This window comes from Phenylobacterium sp. (assembly GCF_030697925.1).
In the GTDB taxonomy this organism is placed as follows: Bacteria; Pseudomonadota; Alphaproteobacteria; order Caulobacterales; family Caulobacteraceae; genus Phenylobacterium.
The window spans coordinates 15,244-34,794 of sequence record NZ_JAUYOJ010000007.1; the positions used below are offsets into that span (position 1 = coordinate 15,244).

The window sequence follows — 19,551 nt, forward strand, 5'->3', positions numbered from 1 at the left end:
CGAACTCAGCGAGGCTTAGGTGGTCGCCTTAGCGGCTTGAGCCGCTAGTTTTTGTAACTGCTGCTGGACAGCTTTTCCGATCTTCCACGGATGCTTTCGCCAGTAGCTATAGAACTCCGCTTGCGTCGCGAAATCGCCCGTCTCATTCCGAAGGCGATCTATCTCCTGCACTGCTCCGAGGTACTCGCGTGTGGTGGAGCTTCTATGCCGGGAGCCAATCTTCCAAGGCTCGGCCACAACCAGTTCGAAGTCGCGCACTCGAGTGGCAGATGCCGGATCGAGCGTGTAGAGCGCGATTATGTCGATGTGGCCTTTGTAATCAGCAAACGGACGAAACGTTCCCGCCCAGTGGATGGTCGGGTGCAAGAAGAACGTGTTTCCGGTGTAGAGCGTAATGCGGCTATCTGTGCGACCCGTCGGCAGGCCCTTTTTGTTGGTGGCGCGACGCGCGACTTTGACGTCGATGGCGAAGTGATCCGCCCCCACCCGTAGCTCTATGTCCGGGTATCCGCGCTCAGTGCCGCGAGTTAGCTCGATGCGCGCCTTCCCCTGAAGCTGGTCAATTACAAAATCCACCACCGCAACTTCCACCACATTGGCAAGCGCAGCCGGCTCTTTCGGGAGCGGGAGGAAATGCCCACCGTCCATAAGTTGGGCTTCGAGGTCGGCCTCATCTTCCGCGACCAGGGGCCAGGGGTGGTCACCGCTTTTCTTGAAAATGGCAACCGGCTCAAAGACGTAGTTGGCGCAGCACTTCCGAAGAAGCTGGATGGCGGTGTCCATAAGCTAGTCGTTTCCCCGAGGCGGCGAACTGACCCTTTGCCGCCGAGCGTGTCGCCCTTAAGTTCTCGAACATGAGCACGAGTCGTCCGCCACGCGCCATTAGCCTCTTCACTGGAGTGGGAGGACTGGATTTCGGCTTTGAGGCGGCGGGCTTCGAGACCGCGGTGGCTATCGAGTGGGATCGAATTGCCTGCGAAACGCTGCGCCTAAACAGATCGTGGCCGGTTCTCGAAGGCGATATCCATCAGATCACTTCGGAGGAAATCCTCAGAGCAGGTGGGTTAAAGGCGGGCGAGGCGGATATCTTGATCGGTGGCCCGCCGTGCCAGCCCTTCTCCAAGTCTGGCTATTGGGTAGCCGGCGATGCGCGCCGATTGGATGATCCGCGAGCGTCGACGCTCCATGCGTATTTGCGCGTCGTAGAGGACACTCTGCCTAAGTCGTTTCTCCTAGAGAACGTTCATGGGCTGGCATTCAAAGGAAAGGACGAGGGGTTGCAGTTCCTGCTGGCAGGAATTGCGGACATCAACCGCCGAACCGGCGCGAACTACGTGGTGACGTGGGCGAAACTCAATGCTGCTGACTACGGCGTGCCGCAAATGCGTGAGCGAGTTTTTCTCGTCGGATCGCGTGAGGGCGTCGAATTCAAGTTTCCCACGCCAACGCATTTCTCTGTGCCGAGCGGCGGTCAGGAGCCATGGCGCACTGCATGGGACGCCATTGGAGACCTGGCGGCCTCACCGAACGAGGCCGGATTGGCGATGGGAGGGCGTTGGGCAGAATTGCTTCCCAGCATTCCGGAAGGCGAAAACTACCTCTGGCACACATCGCGCGGAGGGGGAGTGCCGCTCTTCGGCTGGCGGACTCGGTATTGGAGTTTTCTCCTAAAACTGGCGAAAGACCGCCCTTCATGGACCATCCAAGCCCAACCTGGCTCCGCGATTGGTCCGTTCCATTGGTCGAACCGACGGCTATCCACGCTTGAGCTGTGCCGCCTCCAGACGTTCCCTCCGGAGCTTCAATTCAATTGCGGGCGAGCCAACGTTCAGAAGCTGTTAGGCAACGCTGTGCCCTCGCTGCTAGCTGAGGTCATGGCCCGACAGATAAAGGCGCAGCTATTGGAGCGCCCGGTCACGGGCGCTCTCAAACTGATCCCACCCAAGCGCAAAGCGGCATTCAATCGAGAGCCCACCTCAGGAGTTGCGGCGAAGTACATGCATCTCGTTGGCGATCACGCTGAACACCCAGGCGAAGGCATGGGAAATCGAGCGCGTGCACGCCGGGCAGCATAACTCGTCGGCCTAGAGTGCAGTCGTGCGTAAGGCGATCCTGCGAACTTGACCGGCACTCCAGGCACCTCCGCGTGGAGCGGCGATTGCGCGTTCGTTGAGGGCTTTCGCGATCCCGCTCTGAGTCGTCACTCCAGCGGCGTTCAGATCGGCAATGACTTGGGCGATTTCCTGGGCGCGCCGGGAAGCTTGGGTTGATCTGATGTTTGCTGAACGCTTCCGCCCTTCCTCTCCGTACAGTTCGATGCGGTGGGTGCCGCGCCGACCGCCAAGCTTGACGCCGCGCTCTCTTGCGGCGCTCAGCGCCGCCCGCGTGCGCTGGGCGATCATTTCTCGTTCCTGCTCCGCCATCGCCGCCATGATGTGGATCATGAACCGGTTGGCCTGAGGCATATCAACGGCTCGGAACTCAGTCCCATCCTCCATGAGACGCGACAGGAACGCCACGCTGCGACTAAGGCGATCCAACTTGGCTATGAGGAGCGTCGCGCCGCTTAGACGGCATTCTCTAAGCGCTCCTTCGAGCGCAGGACGGTCAGCGCGCTTTCCACTCTCGATTTCCTCGTACTCGGCGACCAATTGTCCATCGGCGACGAAGCGACGAACTGCCTCCCGTTGCGCGTCCAAGCCCAGTCCGCTCAGGCCCTGGCGTTTGGTACTTACTCGATAATAGGCCACGAACTTTTCAGGCATCGATCTCTCTTGGCGTTTGTCTCAACGACCGTTGCGACAAATGTAAAGCTAGCCACGTCTGGGGCCAAGTCATATCCCACGGGCGATGCTTTCAGAGTTTTGCTAGAGGACGAGTACCCGCAATGTGGGGTGAGTTGGACGCGATAGCTGCGCAAGTCTCGTCAGCGAACGCCGCTTGGGCTGGCGCTTTCGCGGCTACGTTCGCAGCCATGGCGGCGCTCGGAATTGCGATTGGAATTCCGTGGCAGCAAGCCCGCCATCAGCGCGCGAGGGCTATTGCGATAGCGAGGGACGGTCTCCTCATCTTCCAAGAGACCGAGGTTTGGATGCGAGACATCGTGAGAGGTGTAGACCCCGAGGATGCGCACGACCGTATGCAGCGAGCGGCTCGCGTCAGCCAGGTGCTCGGCGGCCTGATCGCTGCGGGAGCAGTGGATACCAGACTTCTCTATGTGCTCGTTGATGCGAAGGGCGCTGCGGACGACGCTGCGAATGCTGTCGCCCATGCCGAAGCCCACCGAGAACAGGCTCACCACGACTTCTACCGCGATCCGTCCCGTTGGTCCGCTCGATCTCGCCGACTGGAGGTCGAGCTAAAACAGCTTGGTGCTGCGCGTTAGGGTATCAGTCTGGCACCAGTAGCTATTCCCGGACCGCTCAGCCTTAGGCGCGAGGCTCGAAGCGAAGAAGTGGGGCCTCGGTCCGTCTTGCGGCTTGAAACCAGTCCTTGCCGGCACGCCTTAGTGCGAGGTTTGCGCCGACGAGACCTTCCTTCTTAGGCAATGGCGGGATGCCGCGTCGTTGCCTGTCGATCTTGAGACTCTCTTCCGTCGAGAGGCGAGCTTTACCGATGTAGGCGAACCAACCAGCAACTTGATCGATCCGTTTGAAATGGACCTTTCGGGCCCTAGCTGGACCTGTCACGTCGCCGCTCGCTTCCAGAAGCGCCCTCTTGATCGTCTCTACGAGCTTGGCGTCGACAGGTAGGTCTATCGCTCCGTGGAGGTGAAAGTCCTCCAGGGGCACGCCCTCGACCGCGATCATGAAGTCGGGAACGGGGAGCGTTGGACCGAGGGCTTTCTTCATGAACCGAGTAATTCGATCCTGCATATAACCAACGAAACCCTTCGGCGAACGAAGGGCGTGATCGATTATGTCGGGTCGTATCCGGATCGTCATGGCGTGACGGCGGCTAGAGGGAATAGCAGCGCCATAGGCCAGAGACTTCATGATCTGAGAGCTATGGTCCCAGTGACGAACATGAACCTTCTCAACCTTCCCGGTGCTGCTATCGTCCTCCGGATTGATTGGTGAAGGAGTAGCCTCTTCCTTCACTACACGGGTCGGCCCAGCCGTGAGAGCGACGCTATTGCGCTTCCGGATAGACCCGTTGATCCGCTTGAGGATTTCGCGGTCGTCGAGGAGGTCAGAGCGCGTTCGTGGGTTCGAGACTTTTGACGGGATGCCAGGCCGCTTGGACACTATCCGCTTGATCTTGAGGGCGAGCGCAAGGTCGCTCTCTTGGATCGCGCCGAGGTCATCCTTGATGCGCTTGAGCTTTTCCCACTGACTCGTCACCTAAGACCCCGACGCTCCCTTTCACTTCAATGATTAGCGTCGTGGCTATCAACTATGAAGCGGGTGCGCGAGTGGGATCGTTCACGTAGGATGCGGCCTTTCAAGGCGTGGCCGGACTGACTGCCCGCCTTGGCCTCATTGATTGGCGGGCGGTACCGTTTCCACGTTGTCGTGCGACGTCGATGCGCTTCCATCTCCACACATCGCTTTGTACCGCCTTTCTGCGTCTCCAAGGCGGTGCACTGCGTCGGGTAGCTCACGCTCGGCGGTTGCAAGCCTTCCAAGATATACGCTGCGCCAGCCATCGGCCTGGTGGGGAAGCACCCCCATGTTAGCGGCGACCAGCGCTCTATACTGGCGAATAGCGACGGGGTCCGTAGCGGTTGCAGCGTCCCTGGCGATTGCCAGGTCGGCCTGAACTCGCGACAGGTCGCCCTGTGCGCTCCGGACTGTGACTTGGTGACTAGGGCAGTAGTCGATTGGAGCCGCAGCGGTTTCCTCCTCGCGTTTCCCACACGAACTCACTGCAAATATGATCAGTCCGATGATGATCACGACGCCCGTGACGCACCCGCCGGCGGTTTCTTGGTTGGTCTTCGATGTCAAAGCTAGCCCGCTTCCACGCAAGGGCTTGTCGCTAGCAAACCCGTTATGGGATATCCCACTATGGGTTCTAATCGGATTGCCGCGCCTCGCAACAGCGGCTCCGATGCCCTCCACACTTTCCGATCCGGATTACCGCGCGTTCGTTGATCACTTGATCGCGTTGCGGACCCGTCTGGGGATCACCCAGGTGCAGCTCGCGACAAGGCTTGAGAAACCACAGTCCTACATCTCGAAATCGGAGCGCTTCGAGCGCCGGATCGACCCGGCGGAGTTCCGGGCGATGGTGCTCGCGCTTGGTGCTGATCCGGCGAAGGAGTTCGCTCGCGTGTCCGAGATGCTTGCTGAGGAACAGCTCCTCACCAGTGACGATCAAGATCGCTGAGGGCGACGCAGGGATCCTCGCTGGCGCTCATGCGGAGCATCGCTGCTAGGGGCGTACCGCAACAGCGCAACCACCGCCTGTGAGCATCTATTGTGGTCAGGCTCGATCTTATATCTCTTCTCGATCTGGCGAGCCGCTGGAAGGAATGGCCGCGAGGCACCGAACAGAGCATCTCCTCAAGTCTTTCCGAGGCGGACGACCCCGGAGTGCGTGTTCGGTCTTGTTAGGAAGGTCAGCGGCAACCTGCAGCTCTATGCCCGGCGAAATCTAAGCGGCATAAGGGTTTCGAGCGCCCTCCTCTCCATATAAGGGTTGGTACCTAATTCCTCCGGCGTATTTAGTTCGGGTCGATACAGGTTTCGTCAGGTAGTGAGAAATGTAAGGGCAAAATCCTATACCCGGAAAAATATGGCGGGACCATGATCAGTATAATGGATTTTCTTCTAGGACTTATCTTTTGAATAGGTGTGAAAGGTCAAGTCCGTCGAAAGAGGCTCTTTCCATTTCCGGAGATAGAGTTCGAAGTTCTAATGTTCCCATGTAGCTCGGGTCTTCTCCGCTTTGAGCATGTCCCATCAAAGCATTCTGATACTGAACCGGGACTTTTCCTATAACGAGCTGAGTCTTGAAGTTGGCCCTAAGCGTGTGAAACGTGGGAGCCGGGATGCGATCCACACATGCTGGCGCTATCACCTCATTGAAATTCCGTATCACCCGAGCGCTGGAGAACATTTGAGCAGGGTTCTTTGACCGCTCCCAGGCCGGGAATAAGCGATCTACGCCGAGCTTCTGTTGGCGCTTCACGAACTCGATGAACCCCGCTGCGACCAGCTTCGAATGAATGGGAATGAGGCGATATGCGCTCCCGCTCTTGAGGCGTCCGTTTTCCAGCGCGGCGATTTCGATGTGAGGGACTGGCGCGTCGATAACGCACCGTTGAACCGTTAGCTGCGCGACCTCTGATGCTCGTGCACCGGTGAAGAGCGCGATGATCGGAGCCCAATGATACTCATCGTCTCGACGGAGAGTTCCTGGACTGTTTGGCCGCTCATTTCCGGCGCACCCCGTGAAGCAGGGATGCTGGAAGAGGGTGGTCAGTTCGTGCGCTTGGAAAATCCTATGCCGTGCAGTGACGCTCACGTCCGTTCGTTTTGGAAGACGTGTGACCGGGTCATTTTCGATGATCCCCTCGTCAATCGCGAACTCGAGGAGCTTCCGAAGGGCGGGAATATATCCATCGAAGATCGTCTTGTCGGAGAGGGTGGGGTACGGCTCCGCCCGCCCACTATTTAGCTCGATTGCCGCAAGCAAAGTCACTGCGGGAAACCGCTTTGAAGCGTTGACGGGCGTTCTTCGCGAGAGACCGACGAATTGGCTGATGTCTCGGTGCGAAATGCTCGTGACGCCCAGCTCGCCCAGACCTAGTCCATCCCAGACAGCGACAATGTGCTTGATCTTGCGCTTGGACGACTCGCCGATCCTCGGGTTAGTCGACATGAAGCGCGCCTCAAGTTGCCGCAGCGACCACGACTGGGCGATGGTGATCTTGTCCGGTGCGTTCCTGATCAGTTGGGTCTTGGGGTCGGGAGCGAAACGTTCGCGTCGAACGAGATCGTCCACCGCCGGCGATAGGTCGTCCCAAACCTGAAGTAAGAGACTTCTCAAGTGGTAGCGCTGCTCAGACCCTTCGGGGAGCGCGAGGTCATGTTCGCGGATGTATCGGCTTAGGGCCGCGTCAACGGAGGTCTCGATGTCCTCCCGAGGGTTGCCCATCAGGCGTAACTCGTATTCGTCGTCGACATGATCCCCGGACACCGATCCTACTGGCGCACTCAGCCGTCGCCTTTTCCAACGCTCGAATTCGCGGCGAAAGTAGTCTCCTGCCAGCGCGTGCATGGCGCTCTCGTCTGGGACGGTGAGCTTGTCGCGTCCTGGCCCCGCAGTGGATGTAGGCTCTGGGGCGTCCCCATTCACCACCGCTTCAAACCATGCGAGCTGTGCCGCGCCCCGCTGCCGAGCTTCCTCCCGCTCCGTCGTCTTCAGGGAAATCCGCCAAATGGGTTGCCCTTTGAACTCGGGCCGATGGAGCGCCAACTCGGGCACGCGACGAACGAAATAGAAGACTGCGGCCCGACGCCGGATATACGTAGGAAGCTTCACGAAACACACGTTGTTGCACACTTTGATGCGCACGCACATCTCACAACAGTCTGATATTAGTCAACTAATTGAATTTTCGAGCTGAACGTGTTGCTCACGTGAGAGTCCCACCCTCTCCGCCACTTCAGTACAGAAGTGGGCACGCCGCCCATCGCCGGCGGCACGCTCTGCGAGGCGACGAGCGTCCGGAGCAGTTGGCTCTTAGACCCCATGATCCGAACTTCGCTGTCAGCCACCTCGACCCGCTGCGCCAGCGCCCGCAGGTGATCGCGCCGATAGCCGCCCTGCGGTCCGCGTAAACGCCGCCGGGCGGCCTCGGCGAACGCCTGCAGCTTGGCCGGCGTGATGACCTCCTGCCGCCCCTGGCTTGCCGCCTGCGCCCGATCGGCATCGGCCCGAGCCTGATCCCGGATCGTCTTCAACTCGGTGACGCGATCCTTCAGCGCCGGGTCGTCCAGATCGGCGACGCCGCTCTCGATGGCGTCATACAGCCGCTTCAGCCGGGCGCTGGCCTCGGCGGCCCTCTTGCCCAACTCGGCGACATGCTCGCCGCGCCGTCGGGCGCGATCCTGACGTCGATCGAGAACGACGGAGAGGATTTCCGCCAGGCGCTCCGGAGCCAGCAGCCGCGTCTCAAGGTGCTCGGCGACCAGATCGTCCAGCTTCGGCATGGGGATGGAGCGGCCCTTGCAACCGGTCTCGCCCTGTCGCGCCTTAATGGAGCAGGTGTAGTAGCGATAGCGCCCGCCCTTGCCGGTCCGGATGGTCATGGCGCCGCCGCAGTCGGCGCAAAAGCAGATACCGGTGAGCAGGGTCGGGCCGCTGACCACACGGGCCGGCAAGATCTTTGGGTTGCGCGCCTTGAGGTTGGCCTGTACGGCGTCGAAGGTGGCTTGATCAATCAGCCGCGGAACCTCGACCGGCACGATCTGGTCGTCAGGGTTCAGCGCTTTGGTCTTGCCCCGACGATTGAACTCGTGGCGACCGATGTAGGTGGTGCGGGTCAACATCCGGTGGACCTGGCCGGTGCCCCAGCGCCCGCCCTCGCGGGTGGGGATGCGCCGGGCGTTGAGGTGGCTGGCGATGGCTTTCACGCCCATGGCCCCGCTCACACCGTCACCTTCTAGATAGAGCCGGAAGGCCAGGCGGACGGTGTCGGCCGTCAACGGGTCGATCTCCAGGGTCTTCTTGATCTTGGCGCCGCGCTTCTCGGCCTCGACGACCCGGTAGCCGATCGGCGGCAGGGACCCATTCCAGAACCCCTGGCGGGCGTTCTCCTTCATGGCCCGAAGGGTGTGCTTGCTGATCTCCTTGGACTGGTATTCATCGAAGAGCGCCATGATCTGGCGCATCATCGTGTGCATGGGATCGTCACCCAGTTCCTGGGTCATGGAGATCAACTTGACGCCGTTCTTGGCGAGCCGGCGGACGTAGAACTCCAGTTCGAAGTGGTCGCGGAAGAAGCGGCTGAAGGAGTGGACCACCACGACGTCGAATGGCGCCGGCTTGGACGTCCCCGCTTCCATCATCCTTTGAAATTCTGGCCGGCGATCGTTGATGCCCGAGGCGCCGGCCTCCACGAAGGTCTCGACCAGCTCATAGCTTCGGGCCTGGCAGTAGGCCTCGCCCTGGCGCTTCTGGTCGGGAATGGAGACGTCGTGTTCGGCCTGGCGAGCCGTGGAGACGCGAAGGTAGAGCGCAGCGCGCAAAGGCAGGATCATCAAGGCCTCGACGAGATCAGGACGGTCCGAACAGCTCTTCGATCATGTCACCGAACCAGCGCTCGAACACGTCGGTTTCTTCTGGATTCACAGGGACTTGTTGAGGCCAATCGTCGACGACGCGCCAGGCGGCGAGATTGTGTTTGGGCGGGCGGCCCACGGGGGGCTTGGACCATCCAGGTAATCGCGAAGGTCGATCAGGGCGGCGCGTTGAGGCCGGGCGCGTGGCATCCGACAACAGTGGCGGACACCAGCCGGCGCCGACACCGCCCCAATCTACGACGCGAAGACCCGCGCGGTGTCGCGCGCAATGACAAGCCAGAGAGTGCAGTTTCGCGCTGCGGCTGGCCATCAAGGCTTCGCTAGCGGCGCCTGGTGACGCTGGCGGGCGCATAGGCGGCTCCGCAGCCAGGACAGCCCATATCCGCCAGCTCGCGCAGGGCGCTGGCGACGAAAGGCTGAGCCGGGTTGTCCTCATGCTGCAGGAGACGGGCGGCGACGGCCAACTTGCTGGCGACGCCGTGCAGCGTGTCGGCCTTCAGCCGGGAAAGCGGTTGCAACATCCGCTCCCGTTGGCGGGACAACGCCTCCAGCGTGTCGTCAATCACGAACATCTCTGCCGCTTCGGGCAGCGCCCGCCGCTCGGCAGGCGTGAGCGCGAACCAGCGATGGCTGCGCGCCATCAAGGTTTCGAGCTGCGACCAGCGCACGGCCAACCGGTCGATCTCCAGGTCCAGGGCGAGCCACGCCGCGCACCGCGCGACGGTGTCGTTGGTGGCGAGCAGCTCACCGCCGAGGACGGGCGCAACCGTGGCCGCCCCGATCAGGGTAGGGCGAGAGACGGTAAGCAGGCGCGCGGAGTCGTCCGCCTTTCGACGCGAACCCATGGTTTAGGCCTCACAATAGTGATTATGCTTTTAGTGCCACAGCGAGTCGGCGGGATCAATCAAAAAGCACCATGATAGGCACTAAAAGATACGCAAGATGTTGACGGCGGCACAGATACGCGCTGCGCGCGGCCTCGTTGGCTGGAGCGGCGCGAAGCTGGCGAGCGCCGCCGGCATTTCGCTGCAAACCATTCGCCGCATGGAAGGCGCGGCGGGTCCTGGTCGCAGTTCGGCCGAAAATGTGGCTGCGGTTCAACGCGCTCTTGAAGGTGCTGGTGTTGTCTTCCTAGAGCCAAGCGCGGACGCCAACGGCGGCCCCGGCGTTCGGCTTCGCTCGTAGAGACTGGACCGACCCCGGTCGGGCCTCGCCCTGAGCGCTTGCCCAGCCTCTGCCGGGCGGGATGGTGAGGGTCAAGGGCGCGCGCCTGGGCGCGCGTCGCTCCGCGACGGCGAAGCCGCCCTTGAGGCTCGGCGGCCCGTCCGGCCCACTTTGCGGCCGCGATTCAAGGCGTCGACCAAGACCGGGGATGTCCGAGCAGTAAAATCGCGGCTCCGCCGATTCCCCGCCACCGCCTGTCTTTCTGCGTTCGCCGGCCCGCGCCTATTGCCCCACGGTCCGACCGACCATGCGTTCGCCCCAAGCGAGCCTGTGATGCTTGAGCCCTCCCCTGCGCCGCTAACTGACGTTGAACTCATCTGGCTGGAAGGCCGGGTGGAGCGCTGGATTCGCTTCGGCCGGCCGGTCGCCGAGCGGATCATCGACCGCCGCCGCCGGGTACTGTCCTTCGCGCCCGGCGCGGTGTTCGCCCTGGTCCACTGGGAAGGCGGCAAGTACGGCACGACCGTCTCGCGCATCTGGGTGCTGCGGTCTTTGCGGCCGGACGAGACCGGTGACGTTGTCCAGTCCGTGACGCCGGTGGTCGAGGTCCTGCTGGACCTGAAGACCTGGGCCAAGGTCGAGGCCGTTTTGGCGGCGATCGACGCCGTCCAGGCCGCCGGCCTGCAGCCCGCCACTGTCGCGCCCGACCACTGGCGCCATGTCGGCCACCGCATCGGCGTCGCCCAGACGCCTAGCCCCTACAACCGCGTCCGACACCGCGCCTGGCTCATGCGCCAGCGGCTGGGCCTGGCCGACGACAACGATGTTCCCGGAGCCTCCGACGCATGAAAATCGAGACCAAGGTGTACTTGCCGGCCGATCTCTCCAAGGCGCTGGACCAACTGGCCACGCGCACCCGCCGGCCCAAGTCGGAGATCGTCTGCGCGGCGGTGGCCGCCTTCCTGTCGCCCGACGGCGCCGAGCGCACCGAGGCGGCGATGGTGCGGCGGCTGGACCGGATGAACCGCCACATGGAGCGCATCGAGCGGGAAGTCCAGGTCTGTGCGGAAGCCCTGGCGATCTTCGTCCGCGCCTGGTTCACCGCGACGCCGAAGCTGCCCGCCGAGGACCGCGCCGCCGCCCAGGCGGTGGGAGCCGAGCGTTATGGCGCCTTCCTCGACGCGCTGACCCGCCGGCTGACCAGCGGCCGATCCCTGGTCGACCAGGTGTTCAATGGCCCCGCCGATGGTGGCGACGAGCAGACGAACGCGGCCCCGCCAGACACCGGATCATAGTCCCAGCCCGCGATTGCGGCCCAACTGGCAGGTCACGCCGCCGCCCGGCTCGATCATCCCGGCGATCTCTTGGCCCCGATAGCGCTCCAGCGTCTGGCGCCAAGGCACAAGACTGAACTCGAAGCCCCCTTCAAGATCGCGAACCTCCCCGACGCCAGTTGCAGGTTGCCGACCAGCTTGCCCTTCACCGTCTCTCCTGCCTCCGGCATCTTGAACGGTACGTCCCTATCCGCGGCCAGAGCCGCGCCGACCCGGTTCAGTTCCTGCCGCTCCAGGGTCCGCAACAGATCGGGTTTGGCGCGCCATTCCCCTGACGCCGTGTGCTCGGCGTGACCCTGGCGGACGAGCTCATCCTGGCGTCGCGCCAAGGCGCGTTCCACTTCGCCGCCGAAACCTTGCGACGAATCCTCCGCGAGCCTCTTGCCGACAAGCCGCCGATCCAGCCAGGTGCGCCGTCGCTGGTGATCTGGCCCTCAAGATCGAGGGCCGACAGCAGCCGCACCTGCGCGCGCCGGCCCTGGGCCGCTTCGAAGGCCTCGGCGCGGGCCAGGAAGTCCTCCGGGACGGCCCAGGCGTCGTGGGTCTCCCGCTCGACCACACCCGCCCGCCGCAGGGCCTCCAGCCGGCGAACGTGGGCCTCCACTAGGTCGCTGGCGTTGGCGCCGGGGGGAAGCTGCAGTTCGCCACTTTCCAGGCGCTGCTGGTGGTCGCTGGGGCGATAGACGCCAGCGTCTGACAATTGAGCGATCGTCCGGTTTGCCGGTCGATTGGCCGGCCTTGGACCGGTCTCGACGACGGCGCCGATGGGAACCTGGGCGGCGCTGTCGCCATCGACCTCCACATGTCGCACTCGGCCGTCGATCCCGTCGACGATCAGCCCGATACGATCGTCCAGTTCATCAACCAGGCGCTTGTCGATCACCCGGCCGATCTTCGGCGACGCCCCCTCGCCAGCGGGGTCGAGGACCATAGCCTCCGGGGAACGCGATTGACCTCGGCGGCTGAGCGCCCGGCTCATGGCCTTGAGGATGTCGCCGCGCTCGCCCAGCGCCTGCAGAGTCGACACGATGTCCTTCGACAGGGCCCAGGCGCCAGGTTGAGTCTGATCGGCCAGGCCCAAACACTCCAGGGTCTTCAGGCGACCCAGGCGCAGGGCCGCGTCGGCCTCGCCGCAGACCTGTCCTGGGGATGGCCGCAGGTCGAGGACCCGGCTGGCGTCCAGGTCGGCGATCATCGCCCGGTCGATGCGGGTCAGGCGCTCGGCGGTGATCTCGGCCGCCAGCTTGCGGGATATCGCCAGCTCGCTCTCTGGACCCAGCTCCAGGGTGGCCAAATCCTCGGCGCGGTGGCGCAGGCCGGCGGTGATGTAGTCCTGGGCGATGATCAGGTCGCCGCCGCGATCGTCCTTGCCTCGGATCACCACATGGCTGTGCGGATGGCCGGTGTTGAAGTGATCGACCGCCACCCAGTCCAGGCGCGTGCCGAGATCTGTCTGCATGTGCTCCATCAGCTCGCGGGTGAAGGACCGCAGGTCCGACAGCTCGGCGCCGTCCTCCGGGGCGACGATGAACCGGAACTGGCGGCGGTCGCCGGCGCCGCGTTCGGTGCAGGCGGCGCCGTCCACGGCGTCCGAGTCCGGCCCGTAGAGCCGCGCCCCTTCGCCGTCTCGGGTGACCCCATCGCGGACCAGGTAGCGCAGGTGGGCGCCGGCGGCTTGGCTGCCACGCTTCAACCTGACGATCCGCGCCTTGATCACCACCCGTCGGGGGCGCTGGCCGGCGGCCTGCCGCTGGCGCGCCTGATGTCTCAGGACGTTGGCCGCATCCTGGCCGCGGCCGATCCGCGAGCAGCGCCCTGGCCCCCTCGGTGCCCTGCCCTTGCCGGGCGACCGCGCCGTCCGCATCCGGATCACACCCGCTCTGCGGGCGACCTGGCGGCTTTGGCGCGCGCCCTGATCGGCCGCGCGGCCGCCGTCACTGCCAACCCGGCCGGGGCTCAGCTCGAACGCCAGGAGGAAGTCGTCCATGGCGACGAGCTTGCGCCGACGCCCCCGATGATCAAAGCGTTGCCCACTTGGGCCGGGTCGTGGCGTTGAAAAAGAAGCGCGTGGCGGTCCGAGCAAGACCCCGCCCAATCGGTAGGCCGGGAAAACCCAGTGTGCAGACAATCGCATCCGCCCGAACCGGCCGGATGCTTGAATCTTGCCGTCGTCTGAGGCGGCCTTTCCGCGCCTATCCGCCCTTGAAATCTCCGGGCGAGGCACGTCCGGCGCAATACCAGGCGCCCCTCCTCGCTCGGAAGGATTCCGCCCTGGAGCGCTTGGTGGAACGAGGGCCGGACGGGCCGATGAGCGTCAAGGGCGCGCGCCATTGGCGCGCGTCGAGGAGCGACGGCGAAGCCAGTCAGACGCGCTGCGACGGGCTCGCCGTTGAGGGACAGCGTCGCGGCCTCGTCGAGCAGAGCCTTGGCGAACGCCAGATCACGCTCGACCCGTTCAATGATCGTCTGCTTGTAGTCCCGCGTCAGAGCCACGGCTCACCTGTCCTTCTTCGCCTTGGCGGCGGTCTTGCGCGCCTGATATTATTCGTCGTGCAGGGCCTTGGCCCGTTCGATGTCCTTCTGCTGGCCCTTCTTCGTACCGCCTCCGAAGGGAACGATCTCCGACTAGTACGAGATCACCGCCGAGCAGCTGACCTGGCTGGTCGGTCGTGTCGCCGAGGTGCAGCGGCGCGTCGAGGAGAGCTGCCGGGGCTATCTTAAGACGATCGCGCCGCGCGACTGATCGGCCCGCCACAGGCGTGCGGGCCGGACCAGACCACCAGGACGGCCTCGGCGTCCGCCGACATGCGCTCGACCGCGGCACCGGCCGGCTGGTGGCCGATCTGGCCGCCCTGCAGCCGGAGTGTCTTGCCCATGTCTTCGATAACAGCAGCGCTGCGGAGGCCTTCTGCGCGTGGGCCAACCAGCAAGGCTATGCCGCGATGGTCGAGACCCGCGAAGACGCCGGCACGGACGTCATCGTTCGCCAGAATATGGTGCCCGACTTGCACCCTCTCACGGACCTCGAACTAGCCTCTGCCGCGTCCGCTCGGAAGTATGGAAGGCGAGCCCGACGGCTGGGGATGCTTCGCAGTCCCCAAGCTGCACTCCTAGCGGCGGGCCGCCGCCCACTTTTTCAACACAATCCGCCAACACCGGACCTTGGGTTCCGGGCGGAAAGCCCTCTCATCATTTGCGGCCCCAAAATATTTCCAAGTCTTCGGACGTCTAACAAAAAAGTCTCAGATCAACGCTTGACTGCAACACCATGGGGGGTGACGTTTCCAAGTGTATCCAGGCCGCTGCGCTATTCGCGCCCCGCCTTGTCGTAGTTTGCATTTGGCGAGGACGTATGCCGCGGGTGATAGTAGAGCGGGCGATGCCGGGCGCGGTGGCTGAGAGGGTCTGGTCTATCGCGCGGAAACTCACTGACTATCCGAAATTCATGGACCAGGTTCTGAGGGTTGAGGCTTGCGAATTCGAGGGCGCGGACTCCGCCACCTCCTGGGTGGTGCTGCTGAACGGCAATGAATTGCGCTGGATCGAGGCGGATGAGTATGACGAGAATGCTCGACGCATGACTTTTCGCCAGCTGGATGGCGATCTCGCAGAGTGGAATGGCTCGTTCCAGGCGATCAGTGATCCGCATGGCGTGATCGCCAAGTACGATGTCAATTTTGATCTAGGAATTCCGGCCCTGGCGAACATCCTCCATCCCCTCGGCGAAGCCGCCATTCGTGCAAACTGCACTCAGATGCTTGAGGAGTTGGAGCGCAGAAGTCGAAACGCCCAGCAAGCAGATGCTTGACTATGACTGCGTCTTGATTTCCGGCGCGTCGGGGGCCGTGGGAGCCTTCGTCATCCGCGAACTGGCGAGGTCCTCGTCGCTGCCCCTCATCTGCCTTCTGAGAAGCCCGGCGTCACTTGCGCGGTTGACGGAAGCGGTGGGGTCGAGGTCGAGCCTCCTCGACCGCATTATTCCCGTCTACTGCGACCTCACCTCGGACACGCAGGTCGCCGCGGCCCGGGAAGCGGTCGGATTGCGGCGCCGGTGCCTGGCGCTGCATTGCGCCGCGGAGGTCTCCTGGACGAAGCCCGAACGGCTCGCCGCGCCCATCAATGTCGAAGGCACGAGGCGCTTCGCGCAATTGGTGGTGACGATCAGCCGCGAGCGCCCGAGCCTGGTTTTCCTGTCGACGGCCTTCAGTGCGGAAGATCATCCGCCACGAAACGCCTACGAAGCCACAAAGCTGTTGGCGGAACGGCTGCTGGTGGATGAGTTCGCAACGCGGACCTATCTTGCCATTCTGAAGTGCAGCCTCGTGGTCGGCGCGGCCGACGACGGATGGATGGCGCGCTTCAACGGTCTCTATCCGCTCATCCGCATCCTGGCCCTGGCCGAGGTGCCCTGCGTGATCGCGGAGCCACGCTATCTATTGGACACCACGCCCGTAGACTTCGTGTGGCGGCAGATGCAACTCGCCAGCGAGACCGTGGGCGAGGCGCGTCCGCTCCTGCGGCTCGTGGCGGGGGCTGGCCCTGACGCGTTGTCGATAGAGGAGGTGGTGAGCCTGACGCTGGATCGCGCGAACGCCGCCCGACGCGCGCACAACCTTCCTGACCTGCCCGAGATCTCCGTGCTGTCTGAGCGCAAATTCCGCTTCCTCATGAGCGCCTCCAAATCCTGGAATCTCGACCATCGCTTCGAGAAGGTCGAGCAGATCAGCGAGATCATGAACGGATATGTCGTCCACGGAGCGAGCGGGCGGCGGATCGTGCCCCAGGGACTGGGGGAAGGCTCGCCCCGTCCCGCGGACTACCTCCCGCGGGTGATCGACCACTGGATCGCGCGAAATCTCGACCGTGTGCTTCGGCACGCGACGCCGGACTGGCTCGTTCGAGACGAGGCCGGCGTCGCATGATCTCCGAGTTCAAGGCGCGGGGGCCGCGCCATCGAAGGGACCTCACATGGACACGATGAAGCTGATCGCGCTGGCCTTGTTTGAGGAGTGCGGCATAGAGGCCGAACGCCTCACCCCCGAGGTCCATCTGCTGTCGGACCTCGGAATCGATAGTCTAGACCTGCTCAACGCCTCGTTCCGCATTGAGAAGGATTGCGGCGTCAAGCTGCCCTTCCGAGACTGGCTCGCCCTAGAATACGGCGACACGGCGCCTGACCGCAGTCCCTTCTTGATTCGCGAGATCTGCGACTTCCTGGAGGCGGGGCGGTCGGCGGCAGGTCGCGGGCCGGAGTCGGAAGCCTTCGATACAAAACCCGCGCAGGCCTGACATGAAGAGAGTCGCGGTCACAGGCATGGGATGCGTCTCGGCGCTGGGCAACGGCGTGCGTGAGACATGGTCCAGTGCGATCGCCGGCCAGGGCGGCGCGCGGCCGATCACCCTGACCGTCGAGGGTGACAGGGCCTTCACGACAACAGCCGTGGTCGCTGCGCTGCGCTACGATCCCCTTCCGGCCCTTATGGCGCGCTTCGGGCGCAAGCCTATTATCGCGGTCGACCGTTTCGCAAATCTCGCCGCCGCAGCAACCGCCGAGGCGCTCGATGAGGCAGGCTTGGGCGCGGGCTCCGCGCAGCTGCGGGATGCAGCTATTATGTGGGGCGCCTGTTCCGGCGGCCTGATCTCCATCGAGCAGGCCTATGAACGGATGTTCGCCCTAGGGCACCCAAACCCGCATCCGTTGACCGTGCCCCGTCTCATGGTGAGCGCGCCTGCGTCGCACATTTCCATTCTCTTCGGGGTGCGAGGCCTGTGTCTGTCGATTTCAAGCGCCTGCGCATCATCGGCTCACGCGATCGCCGAGGGCATGTATCTCATCCGTTCCGGCCGGGCTCAGACCGTCATCGCCGGTGGCAGCGATGCAAGTCTCAGCTATGGCGGCTTGCAGAGCTGGAAAGCGCTCCAGGCGATCTCCGAGGTCGCCTGCCGACCGTTCTCGAGAGACCGGGACGGCACCATCCTCGGCGAGGGGGCGGCAACCTTGATCCTGGAAGACGAGGCGGCGGCGCGGGAGCGCGGCGCCCACATCCTTTGCTACCTGACCGGCGCCGGCGCGACCTCCGACGCCAGCCACATGACGCAGCCCGACGCCGAAAGCGCGGCGGCGGCCGTGAGGGCGGCCCATGCGGAGGCCGGCCTTCCCGTCGACGAGCCCATCTTGATAAGCGCTCACGGGACCGGGACCCTGCTCAACGATCGGATGGAGACCCAGGCCCTGCGCGAAGTCTACGGTCGCGCCCTGGACGCCTGCCGCGTGATGGCGACGAAATCCGCCCACGGCCACATGTTGGGCGCCGGCGGCGCCATGGAGGTCCTGTTGGGCGTTCAGGCGCTTATCCATCAAGAGGCCATTCCCACCCTCAACTTTCTCGACGAGGATTCCGAATGCCCGCTTCCCTTGGTGCTTGGACGCGAGGCGATCTCGTATCGCGCCCTGCTGTCCACCTCGTTCGCCTTCGGAGGCCTGAACTCGGCCCTGATCGCCCAGCTTCCGGAGACCTAGGCTCTGCCCTCGAAATTGAGCAGGGCAGCGAGCCATTCTGGGCGCTGAACAGGCAGTGGTGAGGTCACCGGGGGTTCGGGCGCCGGACTTGTCGAGGCCCTCGAACTCGCCTCGGTGAAATGTATCTGCCGGCCTGGGCCGGAAGTCGACCCTATACGCGCGGGGCGCGGGACGGGTCAGCGGTCCCTCCAGCGAGGCCGCCGGCGTCCTCCCCATTTCATTCACATTCCAATTCAAACTCTAGACTTGGCCCGGCGCGCGAAAGATTGACAGGCGAACGCGAGGCTGCATAGTTGAATTCAATTGTAGTGCGGCGCAGGGCGCGGCCTGCAATGTCGACTACACTTATTCTCTCGAATCTGGTGTCGTTCAATTTCCCGAGGGCGGGGTCTTCATTAAGCTGAGGCTGGGGGCATTGTGCGAAACTGGCGGCGTGGTTTGAGAGACCGCAGCCGACGGGATGGACGGACAGAAATCGCTTGCTGCGCCGGGACTGACCGAGGGCGCCCGGCTGGCTTGAAATCCAAATTGGCGGTGGACGTGGAAAATATGCTTGTATCGGATAGACTCGACCAGAGTATTGGCGCTCATTTCAGGTCCGAGCACATCCAATCTCGCGCGAGGGCGCTGCAGGCCGACTTCCGCGTCAACGGCTTCTGCAAGATCCCCGGCTTCCTTCCAGACGCCGTCCGACCACTCCTGGACGCAGACATCAGTCAACACCTCGAACGCTGCGCCTCGAAGGACTTCATCCCGCTTGACGTGGGGTGGCCGCACCCGGGGCCGGACTGTTATGGTCAACCCCTGTCTGACGCACTCGCTACCGCCGTGGCATTGCCAAGTGCGCCAAGTCTGAGACGGCTGATCGGCGCAATTATGGGCGACGGATCGGAAGCTTCTCCCGATCAGGTCTTCCTACCCCCCTTGGTCCAGGTCGCTGACGAGGCCCATGAGAGCGCGTGGAAGTGGGCGACGGCGCCCTGTTCGGTCACCTGGGTCTCACGGGCGCCCCGCCGTGGAAATGGCGGCGAGTTCCAGTTCATCGCTGCCGGCGCGAGCGCCGAGGGGCCAGATGCGATCTCGCGCCTACTCGCCAGTCGGCCGATTGAAAGCCACTACATTGAGGAAAACACCGCGTATCTGATCCGCGGTGATCAAAATCTCCATCGCGTGTCTCCGCTCAAGAACGGGGACATGCGGGTCGCCTTTTCATTTGAGTGCGCTCTAGCGCCCGCCACCTCGCGGGCCGGCGCACGCCAAAGCGCTCTTTCCACATAGA

The 19,551-nt window shown here is 63.6% G+C and carries 18 protein-coding genes and 1 pseudogene; 9 read left to right on the plus strand and 10 right to left on the minus strand.

Features of this window, described 5'->3' with window-relative positions:
• Window positions 1-15 precede the first annotated feature (15 nt).
• Window positions 16-783 carry a type II restriction endonuclease gene (locus Q8Q88_RS01045; RefSeq protein ID WP_305673345.1) on the minus strand — a complete coding sequence of 256 codons (768 nt, stop codon included), beginning with the start codon at window positions 781-783 and terminating at the stop codon, window positions 16-18.
• 71 nt (window positions 784-854) lie between these two features.
• Between Q8Q88_RS01045 and Q8Q88_RS01050 the strand changes: the two genes are divergently transcribed.
• Window positions 855-2,075, plus strand: a complete 1,221-nt coding sequence (locus Q8Q88_RS01050) for a DNA cytosine methyltransferase (RefSeq protein WP_305673346.1) — start codon at window positions 855-857, stop codon at window positions 2,073-2,075.
• Window positions 2,076-2,084: 9 nt separating this feature from the next.
• Here the strand turns inward: Q8Q88_RS01050 and Q8Q88_RS01055 are convergent, their stop codons facing one another.
• The 3 genes from Q8Q88_RS01055 to Q8Q88_RS01065 all read right to left on the minus strand — a co-directional run bounded on the left by Q8Q88_RS01055 (window position 2,085) and on the right by Q8Q88_RS01065 (window position 4,343).
• Window positions 2,085-2,765, minus strand: a complete 681-nt coding sequence (locus Q8Q88_RS01055) for a recombinase family protein (RefSeq protein WP_305673347.1) — start codon at window positions 2,763-2,765, stop codon at window positions 2,085-2,087.
• 161 nt (window positions 2,766-2,926) lie between these two features.
• A complete protein-coding gene (locus Q8Q88_RS01060) occupies window positions 2,927-3,298 on the minus strand; it encodes a hypothetical protein (RefSeq protein WP_305673348.1) in 372 nt (123 codons plus the stop codon).
• A 130-nt stretch (window positions 3,299-3,428) separates the two neighbouring features.
• On the minus strand, window positions 3,429-4,343 hold the full coding sequence (locus Q8Q88_RS01065) for a hypothetical protein (protein ID WP_305673349.1): 915 nt from the start codon (window positions 4,341-4,343) through the stop codon (window positions 3,429-3,431).
• Window positions 4,344-4,887: 544 nt separating this feature from the next.
• Here Q8Q88_RS01065 and Q8Q88_RS01070 point away from each other — a divergent pair.
• The gene (locus Q8Q88_RS01070; protein ID WP_305673350.1) at window positions 4,888-5,331 is read left to right on the plus strand and encodes a helix-turn-helix domain-containing protein; all 444 of its coding nucleotides are present in this window, start codon (window positions 4,888-4,890) and stop codon (window positions 5,329-5,331) included.
• A 450-nt stretch (window positions 5,332-5,781) separates the two neighbouring features.
• Here the strand turns inward: Q8Q88_RS01070 and Q8Q88_RS01075 are convergent, their stop codons facing one another.
• The 4 genes from Q8Q88_RS01075 to Q8Q88_RS01090 form a co-directional block, all read right to left on the minus strand.
• A complete protein-coding gene (locus Q8Q88_RS01075; protein WP_305673351.1) occupies window positions 5,782-7,524 on the minus strand; it encodes a DUF6538 domain-containing protein in 1,743 nt (580 codons plus the stop codon).
• 23 nt (window positions 7,525-7,547) lie between these two features.
• On the minus strand, window positions 7,548-9,212 hold the full coding sequence (locus tag Q8Q88_RS01080; protein ID WP_305673352.1) for a recombinase family protein: 1,665 nt from the start codon (window positions 9,210-9,212) through the stop codon (window positions 7,548-7,550).
• 16 nt (window positions 9,213-9,228) lie between these two features.
• Entirely contained in the window at window positions 9,229-9,372 is a 144-nt protein-coding gene (locus tag Q8Q88_RS01085; protein WP_305673353.1) for a hypothetical protein, read from the minus strand.
• A gap of 202 nt (window positions 9,373-9,574) precedes the next feature.
• Entirely contained in the window at window positions 9,575-10,099 is a 525-nt protein-coding gene (locus tag Q8Q88_RS01090) for a hypothetical protein (protein WP_305673354.1), read from the minus strand.
• A gap of 652 nt (window positions 10,100-10,751) precedes the next feature.
• Between Q8Q88_RS01090 and Q8Q88_RS01095 the strand changes: the two genes are divergently transcribed.
• Together Q8Q88_RS01095 and Q8Q88_RS01100 are read left to right on the plus strand one after the other, a co-directional pair.
• Window positions 10,752-11,267: a DUF2840 domain-containing protein gene (locus Q8Q88_RS01095; protein WP_305673355.1), complete on the plus strand. Its 516-nt coding sequence runs from the start codon at window positions 10,752-10,754 to the stop codon at window positions 11,265-11,267.
• Window positions 11,264-11,713 (plus strand): ribbon-helix-helix protein, CopG family, encoded by a 450-nt coding sequence (locus tag Q8Q88_RS01100; RefSeq protein WP_305673356.1) that lies wholly within the window; start codon window positions 11,264-11,266, stop codon window positions 11,711-11,713. Before Q8Q88_RS01095 ends, Q8Q88_RS01100 begins: the two co-directional genes overlap by 4 nt.
• Here Q8Q88_RS01100 and Q8Q88_RS24660 read toward each other — a convergent pair.
• Both Q8Q88_RS24660 and Q8Q88_RS01120 read right to left on the minus strand, forming a co-directional pair.
• Window positions 11,708-13,886: pseudogene (locus tag Q8Q88_RS24660) on the minus strand (DUF3363 domain-containing protein). The gene Q8Q88_RS01100 and the pseudogene Q8Q88_RS24660 overlap by 6 nt on opposite strands.
• A gap of 583 nt (window positions 13,887-14,469) precedes the next feature.
• The gene (locus Q8Q88_RS01120; protein WP_305673357.1) at window positions 14,470-14,628 is read right to left on the minus strand and encodes a hypothetical protein; all 159 of its coding nucleotides are present in this window, start codon (window positions 14,626-14,628) and stop codon (window positions 14,470-14,472) included.
• Between the two features lie 476 nt (window positions 14,629-15,104).
• Here Q8Q88_RS01120 and Q8Q88_RS01125 point away from each other — a divergent pair, with 476 nt between their 5' ends.
• From Q8Q88_RS01125 to Q8Q88_RS01145, 5 genes are all read left to right on the plus strand, one after another.
• Window positions 15,105-15,560, plus strand: a complete 456-nt coding sequence (locus Q8Q88_RS01125) for an SRPBCC family protein (RefSeq protein ID WP_371129794.1) — start codon at window positions 15,105-15,107, stop codon at window positions 15,558-15,560.
• Window positions 15,553-16,674 (plus strand): SDR family oxidoreductase, encoded by a 1,122-nt coding sequence (locus Q8Q88_RS01130; protein WP_305673359.1) that lies wholly within the window; start codon window positions 15,553-15,555, stop codon window positions 16,672-16,674. The genes Q8Q88_RS01125 and Q8Q88_RS01130 overlap by 8 nt, the downstream gene beginning before the upstream one ends.
• 46 nt (window positions 16,675-16,720) lie before the next feature.
• Entirely contained in the window at window positions 16,721-17,041 is a 321-nt protein-coding gene (locus Q8Q88_RS01135) for a phosphopantetheine-binding protein (RefSeq protein WP_305673360.1), read from the plus strand.
• Window position 17,042: 1 nt separating this feature from the next.
• Window positions 17,043-18,272, plus strand: coding sequence for a beta-ketoacyl synthase (locus Q8Q88_RS01140; RefSeq protein WP_305673361.1), 1,230 nt, complete (start codon window positions 17,043-17,045; stop codon window positions 18,270-18,272).
• Window positions 18,273-18,788: 516 nt separating this feature from the next.
• Window positions 18,789-19,550, plus strand: coding sequence for a hypothetical protein (locus tag Q8Q88_RS01145; RefSeq protein ID WP_305673362.1), 762 nt, complete (start codon window positions 18,789-18,791; stop codon window positions 19,548-19,550).
• Window position 19,551: the final 1 nt, after the last annotated feature.

Coding starts and splice junctions, on each gene's coding strand:
- Q8Q88_RS01045 (WP_305673345.1), bottom strand. CDS start 783: ATGGACACCGCCATCCAGCTTCTTCGGAAGTGCTGCGCCAACTACGTC.
- Q8Q88_RS01050 (WP_305673346.1), top strand. CDS start 855: ATGAGCACGAGTCGTCCGCCACGCGCCATTAGCCTCTTCACTGGAGTG.
- Q8Q88_RS01055 (WP_305673347.1), bottom strand. CDS start 2,765: ATGCCTGAAAAGTTCGTGGCCTATTATCGAGTAAGTACCAAACGCCAG.
- Q8Q88_RS01070 (WP_305673350.1), top strand. CDS start 4,888: ATGATGATCACGACGCCCGTGACGCACCCGCCGGCGGTTTCTTGGTTG.
- Q8Q88_RS01080 (WP_305673352.1), bottom strand. CDS start 9,212: ATGATCCTGCCTTTGCGCGCTGCGCTCTACCTTCGCGTCTCCACGGCT.
- Q8Q88_RS01090 (WP_305673354.1), bottom strand. CDS start 10,099: ATGGGTTCGCGTCGAAAGGCGGACGACTCCGCGCGCCTGCTTACCGTC.
- Q8Q88_RS01095 (WP_305673355.1), top strand. CDS start 10,752: ATGCTTGAGCCCTCCCCTGCGCCGCTAACTGACGTTGAACTCATCTGG.
- Q8Q88_RS01100 (WP_305673356.1), top strand. CDS start 11,264: ATGAAAATCGAGACCAAGGTGTACTTGCCGGCCGATCTCTCCAAGGCG.
- Q8Q88_RS01120 (WP_305673357.1), bottom strand. CDS start 14,628: ATGGGCAAGACACTCCGGCTGCAGGGCGGCCAGATCGGCCACCAGCCG.
- Q8Q88_RS01125 (WP_371129794.1), top strand. CDS start 15,105: ATGCCGCGGGTGATAGTAGAGCGGGCGATGCCGGGCGCGGTGGCTGAG.
- Q8Q88_RS01130 (WP_305673359.1), top strand. CDS start 15,553: ATGCTTGACTATGACTGCGTCTTGATTTCCGGCGCGTCGGGGGCCGTG.
- Q8Q88_RS01135 (WP_305673360.1), top strand. CDS start 16,721: ATGGACACGATGAAGCTGATCGCGCTGGCCTTGTTTGAGGAGTGCGGC.
- Q8Q88_RS01140 (WP_305673361.1), top strand. CDS start 17,043: ATGAAGAGAGTCGCGGTCACAGGCATGGGATGCGTCTCGGCGCTGGGC.